Annotated in this window: 13 protein-coding genes; 9 read left to right on the top strand and 4 right to left on the bottom strand. The window is 66.8% G+C overall.

All coding sequences use genetic code 11. The features are described 5' to 3' along the window. Positions 1 to 78 precede the first annotated feature (78 nt). Together QFZ61_RS14095 and QFZ61_RS14090 are read left to right on the top strand one after the other, a co-directional pair. Complete coding sequence (locus tag QFZ61_RS14095; RefSeq protein ID WP_307038217.1) at positions 79 to 819, top strand: 1-acyl-sn-glycerol-3-phosphate acyltransferase; 741 nt, start codon at positions 79 to 81, stop codon at positions 817 to 819. Between the two features lie 66 nt (positions 820 to 885). Then, positions 886 to 2,337 (top strand): class II 3-deoxy-7-phosphoheptulonate synthase, encoded by a 1,452-nt coding sequence (locus QFZ61_RS14090; protein WP_373427160.1) that lies wholly within the window; start codon positions 886 to 888, stop codon positions 2,335 to 2,337. A gap of 12 nt (positions 2,338 to 2,349) precedes the next feature. Here QFZ61_RS14090 and QFZ61_RS14085 read toward each other — a convergent pair whose 3' ends face one another. Next, the gene (locus tag QFZ61_RS14085) at positions 2,350 to 4,563 is read right to left on the bottom strand and encodes a Stk1 family PASTA domain-containing Ser/Thr kinase (protein WP_307037053.1); all 2,214 of its coding nucleotides are present in this window, start codon (positions 4,561 to 4,563) and stop codon (positions 2,350 to 2,352) included. Positions 4,564 to 4,664: 101 nt separating this feature from the next. Further along, positions 4,665 to 6,050, bottom strand: a complete 1,386-nt coding sequence (locus tag QFZ61_RS14080; protein WP_307037052.1) for a LysM peptidoglycan-binding domain-containing protein — start codon at positions 6,048 to 6,050, stop codon at positions 4,665 to 4,667. Positions 6,051 to 6,340: 290 nt separating this feature from the next. Here QFZ61_RS14080 and QFZ61_RS14075 point away from each other — a divergent pair, with 290 nt between their 5' ends. Then, complete coding sequence (locus QFZ61_RS14075) at positions 6,341 to 6,694, top strand: Rv2175c family DNA-binding protein (protein WP_307037050.1); 354 nt, start codon at positions 6,341 to 6,343, stop codon at positions 6,692 to 6,694. Between the two features lie 192 nt (positions 6,695 to 6,886). Here QFZ61_RS14075 and QFZ61_RS14070 read toward each other — a convergent pair whose 3' ends face one another. Beyond that, positions 6,887 to 7,981, bottom strand: coding sequence for a polyprenyl synthetase family protein (locus QFZ61_RS14070; RefSeq protein ID WP_307037048.1), 1,095 nt, complete (start codon positions 7,979 to 7,981; stop codon positions 6,887 to 6,889). Next, positions 7,978 to 8,520 (bottom strand): hypothetical protein, encoded by a 543-nt coding sequence (locus QFZ61_RS14065; RefSeq protein ID WP_307037047.1) that lies wholly within the window; start codon positions 8,518 to 8,520, stop codon positions 7,978 to 7,980. The genes QFZ61_RS14070 and QFZ61_RS14065 overlap by 4 nt, the downstream gene beginning before the upstream one ends. Before the next feature lie 183 nt (positions 8,521 to 8,703). On the opposite strand from QFZ61_RS14065, the gene dinB reads away from it, so the two are divergent. The 6 genes from dinB (at position 8,704) to QFZ61_RS14035 (ending at position 15,260) form a co-directional block, all read left to right on the top strand. Then, positions 8,704 to 9,927: a DNA polymerase IV gene (gene dinB / locus QFZ61_RS14060; protein ID WP_307037046.1), complete on the top strand. Its 1,224-nt coding sequence runs from the start codon at positions 8,704 to 8,706 to the stop codon at positions 9,925 to 9,927. Positions 9,928 to 10,221: 294 nt separating this feature from the next. Next, complete coding sequence (locus QFZ61_RS14055; protein WP_307037044.1) at positions 10,222 to 10,593, top strand: DUF3040 domain-containing protein; 372 nt, start codon at positions 10,222 to 10,224, stop codon at positions 10,591 to 10,593. Positions 10,594 to 11,059: 466 nt separating this feature from the next. Beyond that, positions 11,060 to 11,488: a division/cell wall cluster transcriptional repressor MraZ gene (gene mraZ / locus QFZ61_RS14050; RefSeq protein WP_160666519.1), complete on the top strand. Its 429-nt coding sequence runs from the start codon at positions 11,060 to 11,062 to the stop codon at positions 11,486 to 11,488. 194 nt (positions 11,489 to 11,682) lie between these two features. Next, positions 11,683 to 12,684: a 16S rRNA (cytosine(1402)-N(4))-methyltransferase RsmH gene (rsmH, locus tag QFZ61_RS14045; protein ID WP_307037042.1), complete on the top strand. Its 1,002-nt coding sequence runs from the start codon at positions 11,683 to 11,685 to the stop codon at positions 12,682 to 12,684. Continuing rightward, positions 12,681 to 13,400, top strand: coding sequence for a hypothetical protein (locus tag QFZ61_RS14040; protein ID WP_307037040.1), 720 nt, complete (start codon positions 12,681 to 12,683; stop codon positions 13,398 to 13,400). Before rsmH ends, QFZ61_RS14040 begins: the two co-directional genes overlap by 4 nt. A gap of 57 nt (positions 13,401 to 13,457) precedes the next feature. Further along, the gene (locus tag QFZ61_RS14035; RefSeq protein ID WP_307037039.1) at positions 13,458 to 15,260 is read left to right on the top strand and encodes a penicillin-binding protein 2; all 1,803 of its coding nucleotides are present in this window, start codon (positions 13,458 to 13,460) and stop codon (positions 15,258 to 15,260) included. Positions 15,261 to 15,276: the final 16 nt, after the last annotated feature.

Here is a 15,276-nt window from a genome sequence, read left to right as displayed (position 1 = left end):
ACTAGAGTAGGGTTTCATTGAAGTCCTCGCCGGGCCCAGGGAAGGGCCGGCCAGATGCCTGCCGGAGAGGTACACCACGTGTTTTATTGGTTCATGAAGACGTTCGTCCTTGGGCCGGTCCTGAAGACCTTGTTCCGGCCGTGGGTCAAGGGGCTGGACAACGTCCCGTCCGACGGTGCCGCGATCCTGGCCTCCAACCACCTTTCCTTCTCGGACTCCATTTTCATGCCGCTGATGGTGCCGCGGCCAGTCGTCTTCCTGGCGAAATCCGAGTACTTCACCGGCAAGGGCATCAAAGGCCGGCTCACGGCAGCGTTCTTCCGCCTGACCAACCAGCTTCCGATGGACCGGTCCGGGGGAGCGGCGTCGGCACTTTCGCTTAACGCCGGCATGGACGTCCTGAAGAACGGCTCGCTCCTGGGGATCTACCCCGAAGGCACCCGCAGCCCCGATTCCCGCCTGCACCGCGGCAAGGTCGGCGTGGCCCGGCTCGCGTTGCAGGCCCGGGTTCCGGTGATCCCGGTGGCAATGATCGGCACCGACAAAGTCCAGCCGATTGGGAAGCGGATGCCGAACATCCGCCGGATCGGGATGATTTTCGGCGAACCGCTGGACTTCAGCCGCTACTACGGCATGGAGGACGACCGTGCGGTCCAGCGCTCCGTAACCGATGAGATCATGCACGAACTGATGCGGCTCTCCGGCCAGGACTACGTCGACGAGTACGCCGCCGTGGTGAAGCTGCGGCTTGCCGGCAAAGCCACCGAAGCCCCTGAGCCGGGCCCCGGGCAGGGCAGCGGGACTCCCGAAGCTGTGTGACGGAGTACCGCCGGTCAATGACGCCCCGGCGTCACTGAACCATCGCGGGACAACTATCCTTGAAGGGTGACTGAGCTATCTGCGCCCCTGACGTCCCCTTTCAGCACCTCCCCGCATGCCGGAGCCGCCGTCGCCGGCGGCGCCCTGCCCGGCGGTGCTTTTTCCAGCACGGCCCAGAGCGGCGCGGCCAACTATCCCGGCCTTGACCACTGGCGGGAGCTGCCCGCGTCGCAGCAGCCCAGCTGGTCCGACGCGGCCGTCTTCGAAGCCTCGGTGAAGGAACTTTCCGCGCTTCCGCCGCTGGTGTTCGCCGGCGAAGTGGACATCCTGCGTGAACGGCTCGCCGCCGCGGCCCAGGGCAAGGCGTTCCTGCTGCAGGGCGGGGACTGCGCGGAAACCTTCGAAGCCGCGACGGCGGACAAGATCAGCGCCCGGGTCAAAACCATTCTGCAGATGGCTGTGGTCCTCACCTACGGCGCCGCGATGCCCGTCATCAAGATGGGCCGGATGGCCGGGCAGTTCGCCAAGCCGCGCTCCTCCAACGACGAAACCCGCGAGGGCGTCACCCTGCCGGCCTACCGGGGCGACATCGTCAACGGCTACGACTTCACGCCGGAATCCCGCGCGCACGACGCCGGCCGGATGCTCAAGGCGTACCACACCTCCGCCTCGACCCTGAACCTGATCCGGGCCTTCACCCAGGGCGGCTTCGCCGACCTGCGGCTCGTGCACCAGTGGAACAAGGGCTTCACCGAAAACCCGGCGCACGCGCGCTACGAGTCGCTGGCCCGCGACATCGACCGCGCGATCAAGTTCATGGCGTCCTGCGGGGCGGACTTCGAGGCGCTGAAACGGGTCGAGTTTTACGCCAGCCACGAGGCGCTGCTGCTCGATTACGAGCGGGCCCTGACCCGGATCGATTCGCGCACCGGCCTGCCCTACGACACCTCGGCGCATTTCCTCTGGATCGGGGAACGCACCCGCGAGCTGGACCACGCGCACGTCGACTTCCTCTCCCGGGTCCGCAACCCGATCGGCGTGAAGCTGGGCCCGTCCACCACCGGGGACGATGCGCTCCGCCTGATCGAAAAGCTTGACCCGAACCGCGAACCGGGCCGCCTGACGTTCATCACCCGGATGGGCGCCGGCAACATCCGCGAGAAGCTGCCTCCGATTGTCGAGCGCGTCACCGCCTCGGGCGCCCAGGTCCTCTGGGTCACCGACCCGATGCACGGCAACACGGTGACCTCGCCCAACGGCTACAAGACCCGCAACTTCGACGACGTCATCGACGAGGTGCGCGGCTTCTTTGAGGTGCACCACGGCCTGGGCACCGTCCCGGGCGGCCTGCACGTGGAGATGACCGGGGACGACGTCGCGGAGTGCCTCGGCGGCGCCGATCCGATCGACCAGGACGCCTTCCTGGACCGTTACGAGTCCGTCTGCGATCCGCGGTTGAACCACATGCAGTCCCTCGAAATGGCGTTCCTGGTGGCAGGGGCCCTCTCCAAGCGGTAGCCCGCCGGCCGCTTAGGTGACCGTGATCGTGACGAGCGACCCCTCGGGCTGCCGTCCGGTCTTGTCCTGCCCGGCGACCAGGCCCAGCACCGACGAGCCGAAGGCGTACTTGACCTTCACCTCAAAGCCGGCGTCCTTCAGGGCCCGCACTGCGTCCGCCTCGGGCTTGCTGAACACGTCCGGAACCAGGACGAACTTCGGGCCCTTGGAAATCGTAAGGTTGACCTCCCCGCCCTTCGTGAGGTTCCCGGTAGCCGGGTCCTGGACGGCAACGGTGCCCTTGGGTGCCGTGCGGTCAAACACGGGTTCCGGAGCCACCACCGGCTTGAGGCCGGCCGCCTGCAGGGTCTTCACCGCGGCGTCCTGGTCTTTACCGCGCACATCAGGGACCGGGATGGGCTTCGGGCCTTTGGAAACCGTCAGTCCCACCGGCGTGCCGTGCCGTGCCGGGGTGCCTTTGGCCGGGTCCTGGGCCAGCACGGTGCCGGCTGCTGCCGCTTCGTCGTAGATTTCGGTGATCGGGCCCAGGGCCATTCCGGCGCCGTTGAGCGCTGTCTTCGCGGCGTCGAGCGGCTTGCCCGTCAGCTCGGGAAGGGGAAACTGTTCCGGACCCTTGGATACGGCGAGGGAGACGGACTCAAACTTACGGACCACCTGCCCGGCCGCGGGCTCGGAGTCGACCACCAGCCCGGGCGGTACGTCGTCATGGAACACGTCCCGCGTGGACGACTGAAACCCTGCCGTGCGGAGCAGCTGCTGGGCCTCGGCAACTGTCTTGTTGGCCAGTTGCGGGATGGTGCCCGGCGAGCCGGGTCCCATCCCGAAGAACCAGCCGGCACCGGCCGCGAGCAGCGCGATGAGGACCAGCGCCACGATCCAGATCAGGCCCCGGCGCCTCGGGTTGCCCGGGCGGAGGGTCCGGCTGGGCGTGGCCGCGGCCCGTTGCCGGGCCTTTTCCTCGTCCCGGTCCTGCTTGCGCTGGGCCCGTTTGCTGGCCGGGGCCGCCCGGTCGTACGGGACGTCGACGGCGGAGGCACCGAATTCACGTTCCTCCGGCGGGGCGAGCGCCCCGTACGCGCCGGTTCCGGGCCGACTGGATCCGGGCGAGTAGGCGCCGGGTGCATAGGCTCCGGGTTCGTAGGAGGGGCGGGGGGCGTTGGAGCGCGGCGTGGCCGAGAGGATCGTGGTCGGGTTGCTGCCGCGGCTGATGACTTCGGTCGGCTGCGGGGTGCGGCCCAGCCGCTCGGTGTGGGCGCCACGGGCAGCTGCTGCCGCTGCCGCCCCGCCTGCTGCCGCTGCCGCGGTACCTGCGACGGCGCCGCCCGCGGGCGGAAGGGCGGCGGACCGGAGGGCGGCGGGTGGCTGCAGGTCCAGCTCCGCGTCGCTGAGGTTGGTCCGGATGTGGCGCAGCTCGGACAGCAGGGCATTGCCGTCCACCGGGCGCTTGTCAGGGTCGTTGGCCGTGCACCACTGCACCAGTTCGTCCAGCTCGGCGGCCAGCCCGGGCACCAGGGCGGACGGGGCGCCCACACTGGAGTTCACGTGCTGGTATGCCACCTGGATGGGGACTTCCCCGTCGAAGGGCTGCCGGCCGGTGATCATCTCGTAAAGCATGATCCCCAGCGAGTAGATGTCGCTTCGGGCATCGGCCTGGCGGCCCATCACCAGCTCGGGGGAGAGATACGCGACGGTGCCGATCAACGCCCCGGTGCTGGTCGTCGTCGTAATGGCCCGGGCGAGGCCGAAGTCGCCGATCTTGATCCGGCCGTCGTCTGCGATGAGCACGTTCTCCGGCTTGACGTCCCGGTGGATGAGGCCGGCGGCATGTGCTGCCCCCAGGCCCTCCACCACCGGGTCCACGAGGGCCAGGGCCAGCCGCGGAGTGAGGGCACCCTTTTCCTTGAGCACGTCCCGGAGCGTGTGGCCCTTGATGTACTCCATCACCAGATACGCCAGGGGGCCGTCTTCGCCCTGGTCCAGCACGCCCACCACGTGCGGGTGCGACAGCCTGGCCGCCGCTTTGGCCTCGCGGCCCAGCCGGTCCAGGAACTGGGGGTCGCCGGCCATGTGGGGATGCATCACCTTAAGCGCAACATCCCGCTCCAGCCTCCGGTCGGTGGCGAGGTAAACCGTGGACATGCCGCCCCTGGCAAGCCTTGAGCGGATCAGGTACCGGTTATCCACCAGGGTCCCGACGAGAGCGTCCGATGTGTAGTCCTGCACCATTCGATCCTAAGCTCTCTGCACGGGAACGGGCCCGGATTGACATGCAATCCGGACCCGTATCGTTACGCGACGGAGGGCTCAGCCCCGCGCGATGCTGCGGTTTAGCTGAACTGTTTCTGCAGTTTCTTGATCGAAGCCACGTAGACCTTCGTATCGTCGTACATGCCGTTCTTGCTCACCGAATACTGGCCCTGGTAGTAACCCGCGATGGCGTTATCCAGGTCCTTGCTGGTGCGGACCAGCTGGCGGATGATCGCGACGCCGGCGGTGGCGTTGTCGTACGGGTCCAGGAGGTTCAGTTTCCGGCCCACGAGATCCGAGGCCCACTGCCCCGAGGAGGGGATCACCTGCATGGCGCCGATCGCGTTGGCCGGGGACACCGAGCGGTGGTCGAAGCTGGACTCCTGGAACGCGAACGCCATGGCGAGCGAGGGGTCAACTCCCATCCGGCGGGCTGTGTCGGCCACAATCTGCTTCATCTGCTCACGGCTGGGAACCGGCGCGGCGTTGAGCAGGGCCTTGTTCTGGTTGGCCGAGCTGACGACGGCGTCCGGGTAGCTGAAGCCGAGGAAGGTGTTCGGCACCAGCGGGGTCACCTTGGCCGGCGGCTGGCTCGACGACGGATTGACCGAGCCGGTGCTGGCACCGGGGATGACCAGCTTGTTGCCCGGGTAGATGACGCTGCTCATGGTCAGCCGGTTGGCGGACAGGATGTCGGAAAGTTTCACGCTGTGCCGGGCGGCGATGCCGGAAAGGGTGTCGCCTGCCTTGATGGTGTAGGACCCCGAAGCCGGGGCGGGGGCTGCGACCGGAGCGGGGGCAGGGGCCGGCGCGGGGGCCGGGGCGGCGGGCGCTGACGTGCCGCCGCCGACCTTGATCTGCTGGCCCGGGTAAATCACCGAGCGCATGTTCAGCCCGTTCCAGTTGAAGACCTCGGACAGCTGGACGCCGTGCCGTGCGGCGATTGCGCTCAGCGTGTCACCGGACTTCACGGTGTACACCTTGCCGCCGGCGGGGGCGGAGGCCGGAGCCGACGGTGCAGCCGGTGCCGGTGCCGTCGCGGAACCGGTGAGCTTGATCTTCTGGCCCGGGTAGATCACCGTGTTGCCCTGCAGGTTGTTCAGCTTCAGAACTGCATAGGTGTCCAGGCCGAACCTGCCGGCAACCCCGCTGATCGTGTCACCGCGCGCAATCGTGTACTCCGCGGGAGCAGCGGCCTGGGCCGGCCGGAACGACGTCGGGATGGCGGCCGAAACGGAGCCGGCCGGAATCAGCACGGACGGCAGCGAGCGAGCGGTCAAGCCCTGGGCCTGCGCCTGCATCGCCGCGGCAAGCGTGGCGGGAATCGCCCGGGGGCGCGGTTCGGCCGAAGCCGGCTGGGCGATCGCCAAAGAAGAAAGTACGACGGCGGGCAAAGCCGCCGTCGTCGCCGCGATCAGCGGGAAGCCTGGCCTCGTAGTGGGCTTCGGCGAACGGAACGTCGTCATGGGGAAAGATCCTCTTCTCAGCGGTCAACGCCGCGGGTCAGGCCGGTGTTTCTGGTGTTACTAGTGTGACCCTAGATACTCCAGTTACAAATGTGATCTATGTGAATCTCTCACGAATTGCGAAATAGCACAAGAAGTGTTTGACATTCCGCAAAGAGGGTCTTTTGGAGTGTCGCGCGGCTTTAGTTGGGCTGCGTCACCAAAGGGCGGAAAACGGTTCTGTCCAGTGCCCGTATTTCCGGTCCGCGGCTGACTAGGCGCAATCCAGTCCGGCATGGCAATCTTGATCCGTGAGTACTGTAGAAAGCCTTGTAGGCGAATGGCTGCCCCTGCCCGACGTGGCCCAGTTGCTGAACGTATCCATTACGAAAGTCCACGCGCTGCTGGATGAACGCGCTCTGGCGGCCCTGCGGGTCGGGGACCGGCGGATCCGCTCCGTACCGGCAGCTTTTATCCAGGATGGCCACGCGGTGGAAAGCTTGAAAGGCACCATCATTGTCCTCGCCGACGCCGGCTATACGGACGAAGAGCTCATCACCTGGCTGTTCACCGCGGACGAGTCGCTGCGCGGGCGTCCCATCGATGCCCTCCGCGAAGGCCGGAAAACGGAAATCCGCCGCCGGGCCCAGACGATGGCCTGGTAACACCCCTTAACAGCAGCGCGGCCAGGGCCGTGCACGGAGCGGCAGTCCGACGCCGGCCCCGTGCACGGCCTTTCGTGCATCCGCACGACCCGCAGGATCCGCACGACCTGCATGGCCCGCGGCGTCCGCACGACCTGCCCGACCCGCAGGATCCGCACGACCTGCCCGACCCGCAGCCGGCTGGAGGCCGGCCTAGGCGGTGCGGCTGACTGCCGCCTCGGCGAGCTTCCGCAATGCTGTCTTGGGAAGCTCGTCCAGCGGCAGCAGATCGAGGGCAGCGAAAGCCGCCTGGCCGAACTCCGCAATCAGGGACTCGGTGGCCTGCAGCGCGCCGCAGTCGATGATGATGCGGCGGATCTCCTCTACGTCCTCCGTGGTGAGTTCCGGCTCGCCCAGCCGGGCGTCAATGAACTCCGATTCAGCCGGTGCAGCCTGGTCCAGGGCGAAGGCGACTAGGACCGTCCGCTTGCCCTCACGCAGGTCATCGCCCGCCGGTTTGCCGGTGGTCACCGGGTCGCCGAAGACCCCCAGGACGTCGTCGCGGAGCTGGAACGCCTCGCCCAGCGGCAGGGCGAAGGCCGAGTAGCCGCGCAGCAGCTCATCCGTTGCTCCGGCCAGCGCACCCCCGAGGGCCAGTGGATGCTCGGTTGAATACTTGGCTGACTTGAAACGGATGATGGACTGCGCCCGGCTGACGGCGCCGGCACGGTCCCGGTGCGGGCCGGCAACCTCTTCCAGGATGTCCAGGTACTGCCCGGCCATGACCTCGGCGCGCATCAGGTTAAAGATCAGCCGGGCGCGGCTTCCGGAGGCTGCCCGGTCGCCGATCTCGGTGAAGGATTCTTCGCTGAAGGACAGGCACAGGTCGCCGGTCAGAATGGCCGCGGCATGGCCGAAGCGCTCGGGATCGAGTGCCCAGCCCCGGTCAGCATGCAGTTCGCTGAAGCGCCGGTGGACGCTCGGTCCGCCGCGGCGGGTGTCCGACCGGTCGATGATGTCGTCGTGGATCAACGCCGCGGCCTGGAACAGTTCAAGCGCGGAACCGGCCGTGACCACCTCGGGAGCACCGGCGCCGCCGCCGGCGCCCCGCCAGCCCCAGTAGCACATCAGGGCGCGGAGCCGCTTGCCGCCGGTGACGAGATTGGAAATGGACCCCATCAGCGGGTCGATGTCCGGGGAAATGGCGGACATGACTGTGGCGCGCTCGCCCAGGAAGTCGGTGAGCTTGCCCGCTACGGCCGCGACAAAGTCCGTCTGCTCAATCCGCAGTTGTTCAGCGAGGCTCACTTGACGGACTCAGCGGCAACGTTGGCGCCAATGGTGAACGTGGAGCTCCCGGCCGCCTCCACAACCGCGATGTTCACGGTTTCGTTGTCACCGCGAAGGAAATCCTTTGACGCGACGGTTCCGACGGTCTCGCCCGGGACCGCCTTAAAGCCCTGCTTCTCAAGTTCCTTGGTGTAGTAGCCCACGACGTCGGCGGCCGGTGAAGCGATTTTCCCCACCAGGGCGACGGTCGCCGGGACCCCGGTTTTATCGAAACTGCTGGATTGGACTTTGGCGCCGGGCATGACCGGCAGCAGTTTCTGCGGGAACCCCGCGACGAGGGCTCCCACGGTGGCGGACGTCCCGGGAGCGGCCGACGGGCTGGGGGGAGCGGTGGTTGAGGCCTGGGCAGTGGAGCCCGTCGATGGCGCCGTCACCGACGACACTTCCGGGGATGCGGCAGGTGCCGACTGGCCCGGGGTGCAGGCTGCCAGGGCCAACAAGGCGCCGGCGGCCGCGACAGCTGCCGCGGCGCGGTTGCGCTCTCCAAAAACCTTCACGGGGGTGTTCCTCCTGGTGTTGAGCCGGATGCAGCCTCCAGTTTAGTCAGGCCCTGCGCATAGGATTGGTGTGTGGGGCCGGACAGCGAGAATCATCTCGATAAACACAGTGATCAACGCAGCGATCAACGCAGCAATAGAGCCAGTGATCAACCCAGTGACAAATCCAGCAATAGACAGGGCGTGAATCAAGGTGCGCGCCAGTACAGCGAGGCGGACCTTCGCGAGCTCCGGCGCAGCAGCATCCTGCACGTGGATATGGACGCCTTCTACGTCTCGGTGGAGCTCCGCAGCCGCCCGCAGCTGAAGGGCAGACCTGTGATCGTTGGTTACCCGGCGGAGCGGTCCGTGGTGCTGTCCGGGTCCTACGAGGCGCGGAAGTTCGGCGTTAAGTCGGCCATGCCCATGGCGGTCGCGACCCGGATGTGCCCCTCCGCCGTCGTCATCGAACCGCGCCATAAGCTCTACCAGGAAGTCTCGGGGCAGATCATGGCCATCTTCGGATCCGTCACGGATCTGGTGGAACCTTTGAGCGTCGATGAGGCTTTCCTCGACGTCGGCGGCGCGATCCGGCGGCTGGGGCCGCCCCGGGAGATCGGTGAGCTGATCCGGCGCCGGGTCGCAGGCGAACTGGGCATCACGGCGTCCGTGGGGATCGCGGCCAGCAAGTTCGTCGCCAAGATCGCCTCGACCCGCTGCAAGCCGGACGGGCTGCTGCTCATCGGACCCGACGAAACCGTCCCCTACCTGCACACCCTCCCGGTCAGCGCGCTCTGGGGCGTGGGCGCCAAGACGGTCGAGGTGCTGGCCAGGATGGGAATCCGCACGGTGGCGGATGTTGCCGCGACCCCGCTGCCGTCCCTGCGGAAGATCCTGGGCGCCACCGGAGAACACGTCTACCGCCTGTCCTGGGGTATAGACCCCCGGCCGGTCACCCCGGTCCGGCTGGAAAAGAGCATCGGCGCGGAAGAGACCTTCGCCGTGGATACCGCCGACGACGCGCAGTTGCACAGGGAGCTGCTGCGGCTCTCGCACCGCACTGCCGAGCGCCTGCGCAACGCCGGCATGCACGCCCGGACTGTCGCACTGAAGCTGCGGTACGCGGATTTCTCCACCATCACCCGCAGCCGGACGGTGAGCACGCCCCTGGACAGCGCCCAACTGCTGTACAGCGTTGCCCTGCAGTTGCTCGACTCGGTCGGGCCCAGGCCGATGGCGGTACGGCTGGTCGGAATCAGGGCTGAGCAACTGGAGGAAGCGGCGCAGGCTCCGCTCCAGCTCAGCCTGGACCGCAGGGACGACAACTGGCGTGCCGCGGAGCAGGCGCTGGACCGGGTGAGCCGCAAGTTCGGCAACAAATCGGTCCTTCCGGCCCGGCTGCTGGACCCCGGGCCCGGCCCGGGCTGAGCTGCCCGCCGCGCTGCGCCCGGCTCCGGGTGCAGAGCACCGCTTGTGCCGCTGCCGCCACGGCGTCTACCAGAACAGGGCGCAACAAACTATCCTTATTTATACGTAGATTTCGAACGACTGGATCGAACGTTCGGACTGCCGGTCGTGCCAACTAAACATCTCTCGGGGAGCCGGAAATCCACCCTTCGTCCAGTGGCGGGGAGCGGGAACCAGGCGGGTGTCCCAGACGTTAGGGGTTTAGGGACAATGGCCGCGTCACGTCCGGACGTTGGCCGACTTAAGGAGGTCGTGATGCCGCTCTCGGAGCACGAACAGAAGTTGCTGGAGCAACTTGAGAAGCAGCTGCACGAGGACGATCCCAAGTTTGCCAGCTCCATGGGCTCGGACCCGGGTCGTTCCTGGTCCACCCGTCACCTGGTCATAGGGGTCCTCGGCACCCTCGCAGGGGTCCTTTTGCTGTTGCTTGGCGTTTCTTTGCAAAGCATTATCGTGGGAGTCCTGGGATTCGTGGTGATGGGCGGCGGCGTGTACTTCGCCACCATGCGCAGTTCCAGCGGCAAGGGCAAAGCAGCCGGCGCCGGCCGCAAGCCCGGAAAGCCGCGCAGTTCCTTCATGAGCAACCTTGAACAGCGCTGGGACGAGAGGCACCGGGGGGAACCCTGACCGGTGTTTGCCGGCCGGCCGTTCCGTTCCCGGGACCGGCCCTCCACTAAGCACCACCGGCAGCGCCTCCACTTTTCACCACCGGTAGGCCCTCCACCAAGCACCACCGGCAGCGCCTCCACTTTCCACCACAGGCGCCTCCGGTAGGCAACCACAAGACTCGCTTCGGCGGGTCTTTTGCCGTTAACCGGGGAATCGAGTGCTCCGAAAGTGTTTTCGGGGCGCTAAGGGGCGCTGAAAGGGCCGTTCTGGGGCAGTCGATCGGGGTTGATCCCTCCACTGCGCCCCACTTCCGGGGCTTCCCTGTGCTCACAAGGAACTTCCGGGCAAAAAATGCGTCGAATCTGCGCTGAAAAACACCGAATGACGTTGACGGGGGAGCGAAGTGGAGTAATGTGGAGGACGTAAGAGGGTAGTGGCAGCACAGGGGACGTTGGACTTCCTATAAACAGACGGGCGGTGGGCCGTGTTTCTCGGCACTCATTCGCCACGCCTGGACGAAAAGGGTCGAATCATCCTGCCGGCCAAGTTCCGCGAGGAACTTGCCGGAGGCCTGGTTCTCACAAGGGGCCAGGAACGCTGCATCTACGTCTTCAGTGAGGCGGAATTCGGCCGGGTTCACGAACAGATGCGGGAGGCGCCAATTTCCTCCAAGCAGGCTCGTGACTACATCCGTGTTTTCCTCTCTGGAGCCTCCGACGAGGTACCTGACAAGCAGGGGCGCGTGACGATTCCGCCGGCGCTCCGGGAATACGCAGGTCTCGGCAGGGAGCTGGCCGTCATTGGCGCTGGCACCCGGGCGGAGATCTGGGACGCCCAGGCCTGGAACGAGTACCTGGCCGAAAAGGAAACCGCCTTCTCGGAAACCGACGACGCCATCCCGGGCATCCTCTAGGGGCCCGGAAGCGCCTGCACCGCCGGCACCAACCGTTTCTTGATCAAGATCTCCAGCCGCCCATCCGGCGGTCCACCTGGCTCACTTCCCCGGAGCCAGGCGGACAGCAGGGTAGGCGCGGATGGGGATCTGGACCAAGAAGCACACTTCGAACATCCCCCCACTTATCCTCCAGCCCCTGAAAGGACGCAGGCATGAGCGATGACTCCCCCCAGGCGAAGCCGACGTCCGAACGCCATGTACCGGTCCTGAAGGACCGGTGCATCAATTTGTTGGCCCCGGCACTGGAGGAAGCCCGGCGCCGGGGTGAGACCCCCGTCGTCGTCGACGCCACCCTCGGCATGGGCGGCCACTCGGAAGCGATGCTGCAGCGGTTTCCGGACCTGCACCTGGTCGGCATTGACCGCGACGAAGAGGCCCTCGCCCTGGCAGGGGAGCGGCTCAAGCCCTTCGCCAGCCGGACCGACCTGGTCCACGCGGTCTACGACGAGATTCCGGACGTCATCGAAGATCTCGGCTTCAGCGAAGTGCACGGCATCCTGATGGACCTCGGCGTCTCCTCCCTGCAGCTGGACGAACGGGAACGCGGATTTGCCTACTCTTTTGACGCGCCGCTGGACATGCGGATGGACACCAGCCGGGGCCAGACCGCCGCCGACGTCGTCAACAACTACAGCGAAGAGGACCTCGTCCGGATCATCCGGAAGTGGGGCGAGGAAAAGTTCGCCGGCCGGATTGCCAACCGGATTGTCGCCGCCCGGGCGGAAAAGCCGTTCACCACGACCGGCCAGCTGGTCGACACGATCCGCGCCGTCGTCCCCGCCGGCGCCGCCAAGACCGGTGGGCACCCCGCCAAACGCACCTTCCAGGCGCTCCGCATTGAAGTCAACGAGGAACTCGACGTCCTGGAACGGGCCATTCCGGCAGCCGTGGCGTCCATCGCCCTGGGCGGCCGGATCGTGGTGATGTCCTACCACTCGCTGGAAGACAAGATCGTCAAGAGCGTCTTCCAGGCCGGCTCCAAATCCTCGGCCCCCCTCGGATTCCCGGTGGAGCTTGAGGAACATAAACCCGAACTGAAGACCCTGACGAAGGGCACCGAAGTGCCCACCGCCGCAGAAATCGAAGAAAACCCACGCGCAGCTTCCGCGAGGCTCCGCGCCGTGGAACGCATCAAAGCCAGGAGAGTCGCATGAGCACCGCCGCCGTCAACAGGTTCCCCGTTGCCACCGCAGCCACGGCCCGCGCCCTCCCGGACTCGCAACCCGGGACGCCCGGCCGCAGGGCCCGCACGCCGCTCTCCGTCGTCCAAAGCGCCCCGCGCAAGCGCCGTGCCCCGTTCGTCGTGATGTGCTTCGGCATCCTGGCGCTGGCGCTGATAGCGGTGCTGGTGCTGAACATCTCCGTCTCCTCCGCGCAGTACCAGCTGGTGGAGTTGCGGGCGAAGCAGACCACGCTGACCAAGCAGAACCAGGACCTCACCCAGCAGGTGCAGAACTTCGATGCCCCGCAGAACCTCGCCGCCAAGGCCGCGGACCTGGGCATGGTCGCGTCCACCAGCAAGGGCCAGATCGACCTGTCCACCCTTGCCGTGACCGGAAAGGCCAAGCCCGCCGTCAAGGGCGACGCCCCCGCCGCCGTCATCGCGGCGCCCGCCGTCGCCGGTGCGGTCAACGTGGTTCCGCCCGCTTCCGCCAAGGAGCCGCTGGCCAACCGCAGGCCGGCCGAAAGCGTTCCGGCGCCTGCCGCCCCGGCTGCTGCAGCTCCCGCGGCCGAAGCACCCGCCGCGCCGGCAGCACCGGCTCTGCGGGCACCCGCCCCGGCAGCACCTGCTGTTCCGGCGCCTGCCCCTGCCGCGGACCTGCACGGCGGATCCGTTCCGGCCCCCGCCCAGAAGGTTCCCGGAAAGTAACGGCCGAACCCACCAGCGGGCAGGACCAACCAGCGAGCCAAGCAGCAAGGAAATATCGTGGCGCAGAAAACCGGCAAGGCACGCACCGCAACGACGCCGAGCGCCACCCGGCGGCTGCGCCTCGGGCTCGGAATCATGCTCTCGCTCCTGCTGGTGGTCGGCGGCAAACTCTTCCTGGTCCAGGGCCTCGACGTCGGCGGCATGGCCGAGGCGGCCCTGCAGAACCGGCTCAAACCGATGGAGCTGCCGGCGGAGCGCGGCAGCATCCTCGACGCCCACGGCACGGTCCTGGCCAGCAGCGTCATCCGCTACAACGTCGTCGTGGACCAGACCGTCAACACCAAGACTGAGTCCTTCCCGCGGCTTGAAAAGATCGACGGCAAGGACACTGTCGTCAAGATCCCCCGCGACCAGGGCATCGAAGAACTCGCGAACGTGCTCGGAATGAAAAAGGACGACCTCAAGGAAGCGCTGACCGGCCAGCAGCGCTACTACATCGTGGCAAAGGACATCCGGCCCGACGTCGAGGACCGCATCTCCAAGCTGCAGATCCCCGGCATCGTCACCGAGGGCACCAGCAAACGGGTGTACCCCAACGGCTCCGTGGCCGGCGGAATTGTCGGCTTCCTCCAAGACGGCACCACCGGCCAGGCGGGACTGGAACAGACCCAGGACGAAGTACTCAAGGGCACCGCCGGCAAGCGGCTCTTCGAAATCGGTGCCGACGGCCTGCGGATCCCGGTCGGCGTCGATCAGTTCACACCGGCGGTGAACGGCAAAGACATCAAACTCACGCTCAACTCGGACCTGCAGTACTTTGCCCAGCAGGCCATCCAGAGCCAAAAAGACAAGCTGAGTGCCGAGTGGGGGACCATCGTCATCGCCGACGCCAAAAACGGCAACATCCTCGCAATGGCGGACACCGACTCGCCGGACCCCAACGATCCGGGCAAGGTCGCACCCGGGAACCGCGGCGTCCGGGCCGTGACCGCCTCCTATGAACCCGGCTCGGTGGAGAAGATGATCACCGCTGCGTCGGCCATCGAGGAGGGAACCGCCAACCTGCAGGAGACCTTCACCATTCCGCCGACCTACACCGTGGACGGCCAGACTTTCAGCGATGCTTTTGATCACGGCACCGAGCGGCGGACCCTGGCGGGCATCATTGGCTATTCCATGAATACCGGAACGGTCATGGTCGGCCAGCGGCTCAGCAAGGAAAAGCGGCACGACTGGCTGCAGAAGTTCGGTATCGGTGAGGCCCCGGACATCGGCCTGCCGGCCCAGTCGAAGGGCATCCTGACGCCGGCCGACCAATGGGACGGCCGCCAGCAGTACACGGTCCTGTTCGGCCAGGGCGTCGCCCAGTCGACCCTGCAGACGGTCCGCGCCTACCAGTCCATCGCCAACGACGGGGTCATGCTCCAGCCGCGCCTGATCGACAGCTACGTCGGCCCCGACGGCACCGAGGAGAAAGTCCCCGCCAAGGACAGCCGGCAGGTCGTCTCCAAGGACACCGCCAAGCAGGTCCGGGACATCCTCGAAAGCGCCGTTACCGAGGGTGAAATCAAGGACGCGGCGATCGACGGCTACCGCGTCGGGGCGAAGACCGGCACCTCCGAGTCGCCGTGCGACGACGGTAAGTCCGGGTTCTGTGGCTACACCGCCTCGATGGTGGGGATGGCGCCGATGGACGATCCGCGGTTTATTGTGGAGGTTGTCCTGCAACGGCCCAAGGGCAGCATCTACGGCATCACCAACGGGCCGGTGTTCCGTTCGGTGATGGGCCAGACGCTGCGCACCTACAACGTCCAGCCCTCAACCGGGCAGCCGGTCAGGCTGCCGCAGTACGCGAAGTAGCACCCAGCACCACGAG

Origin of the sequence: Arthrobacter sp. B3I4, assembly GCF_030816855.1 — a bacterium.
Taxonomy (GTDB): Bacteria; Actinomycetota; Actinomycetes; order Actinomycetales; family Micrococcaceae; genus Arthrobacter.
The sequence above is the reverse complement of the archived record's forward strand: the minus strand, read 5'-3'. Positions and strand labels throughout refer to the sequence as shown.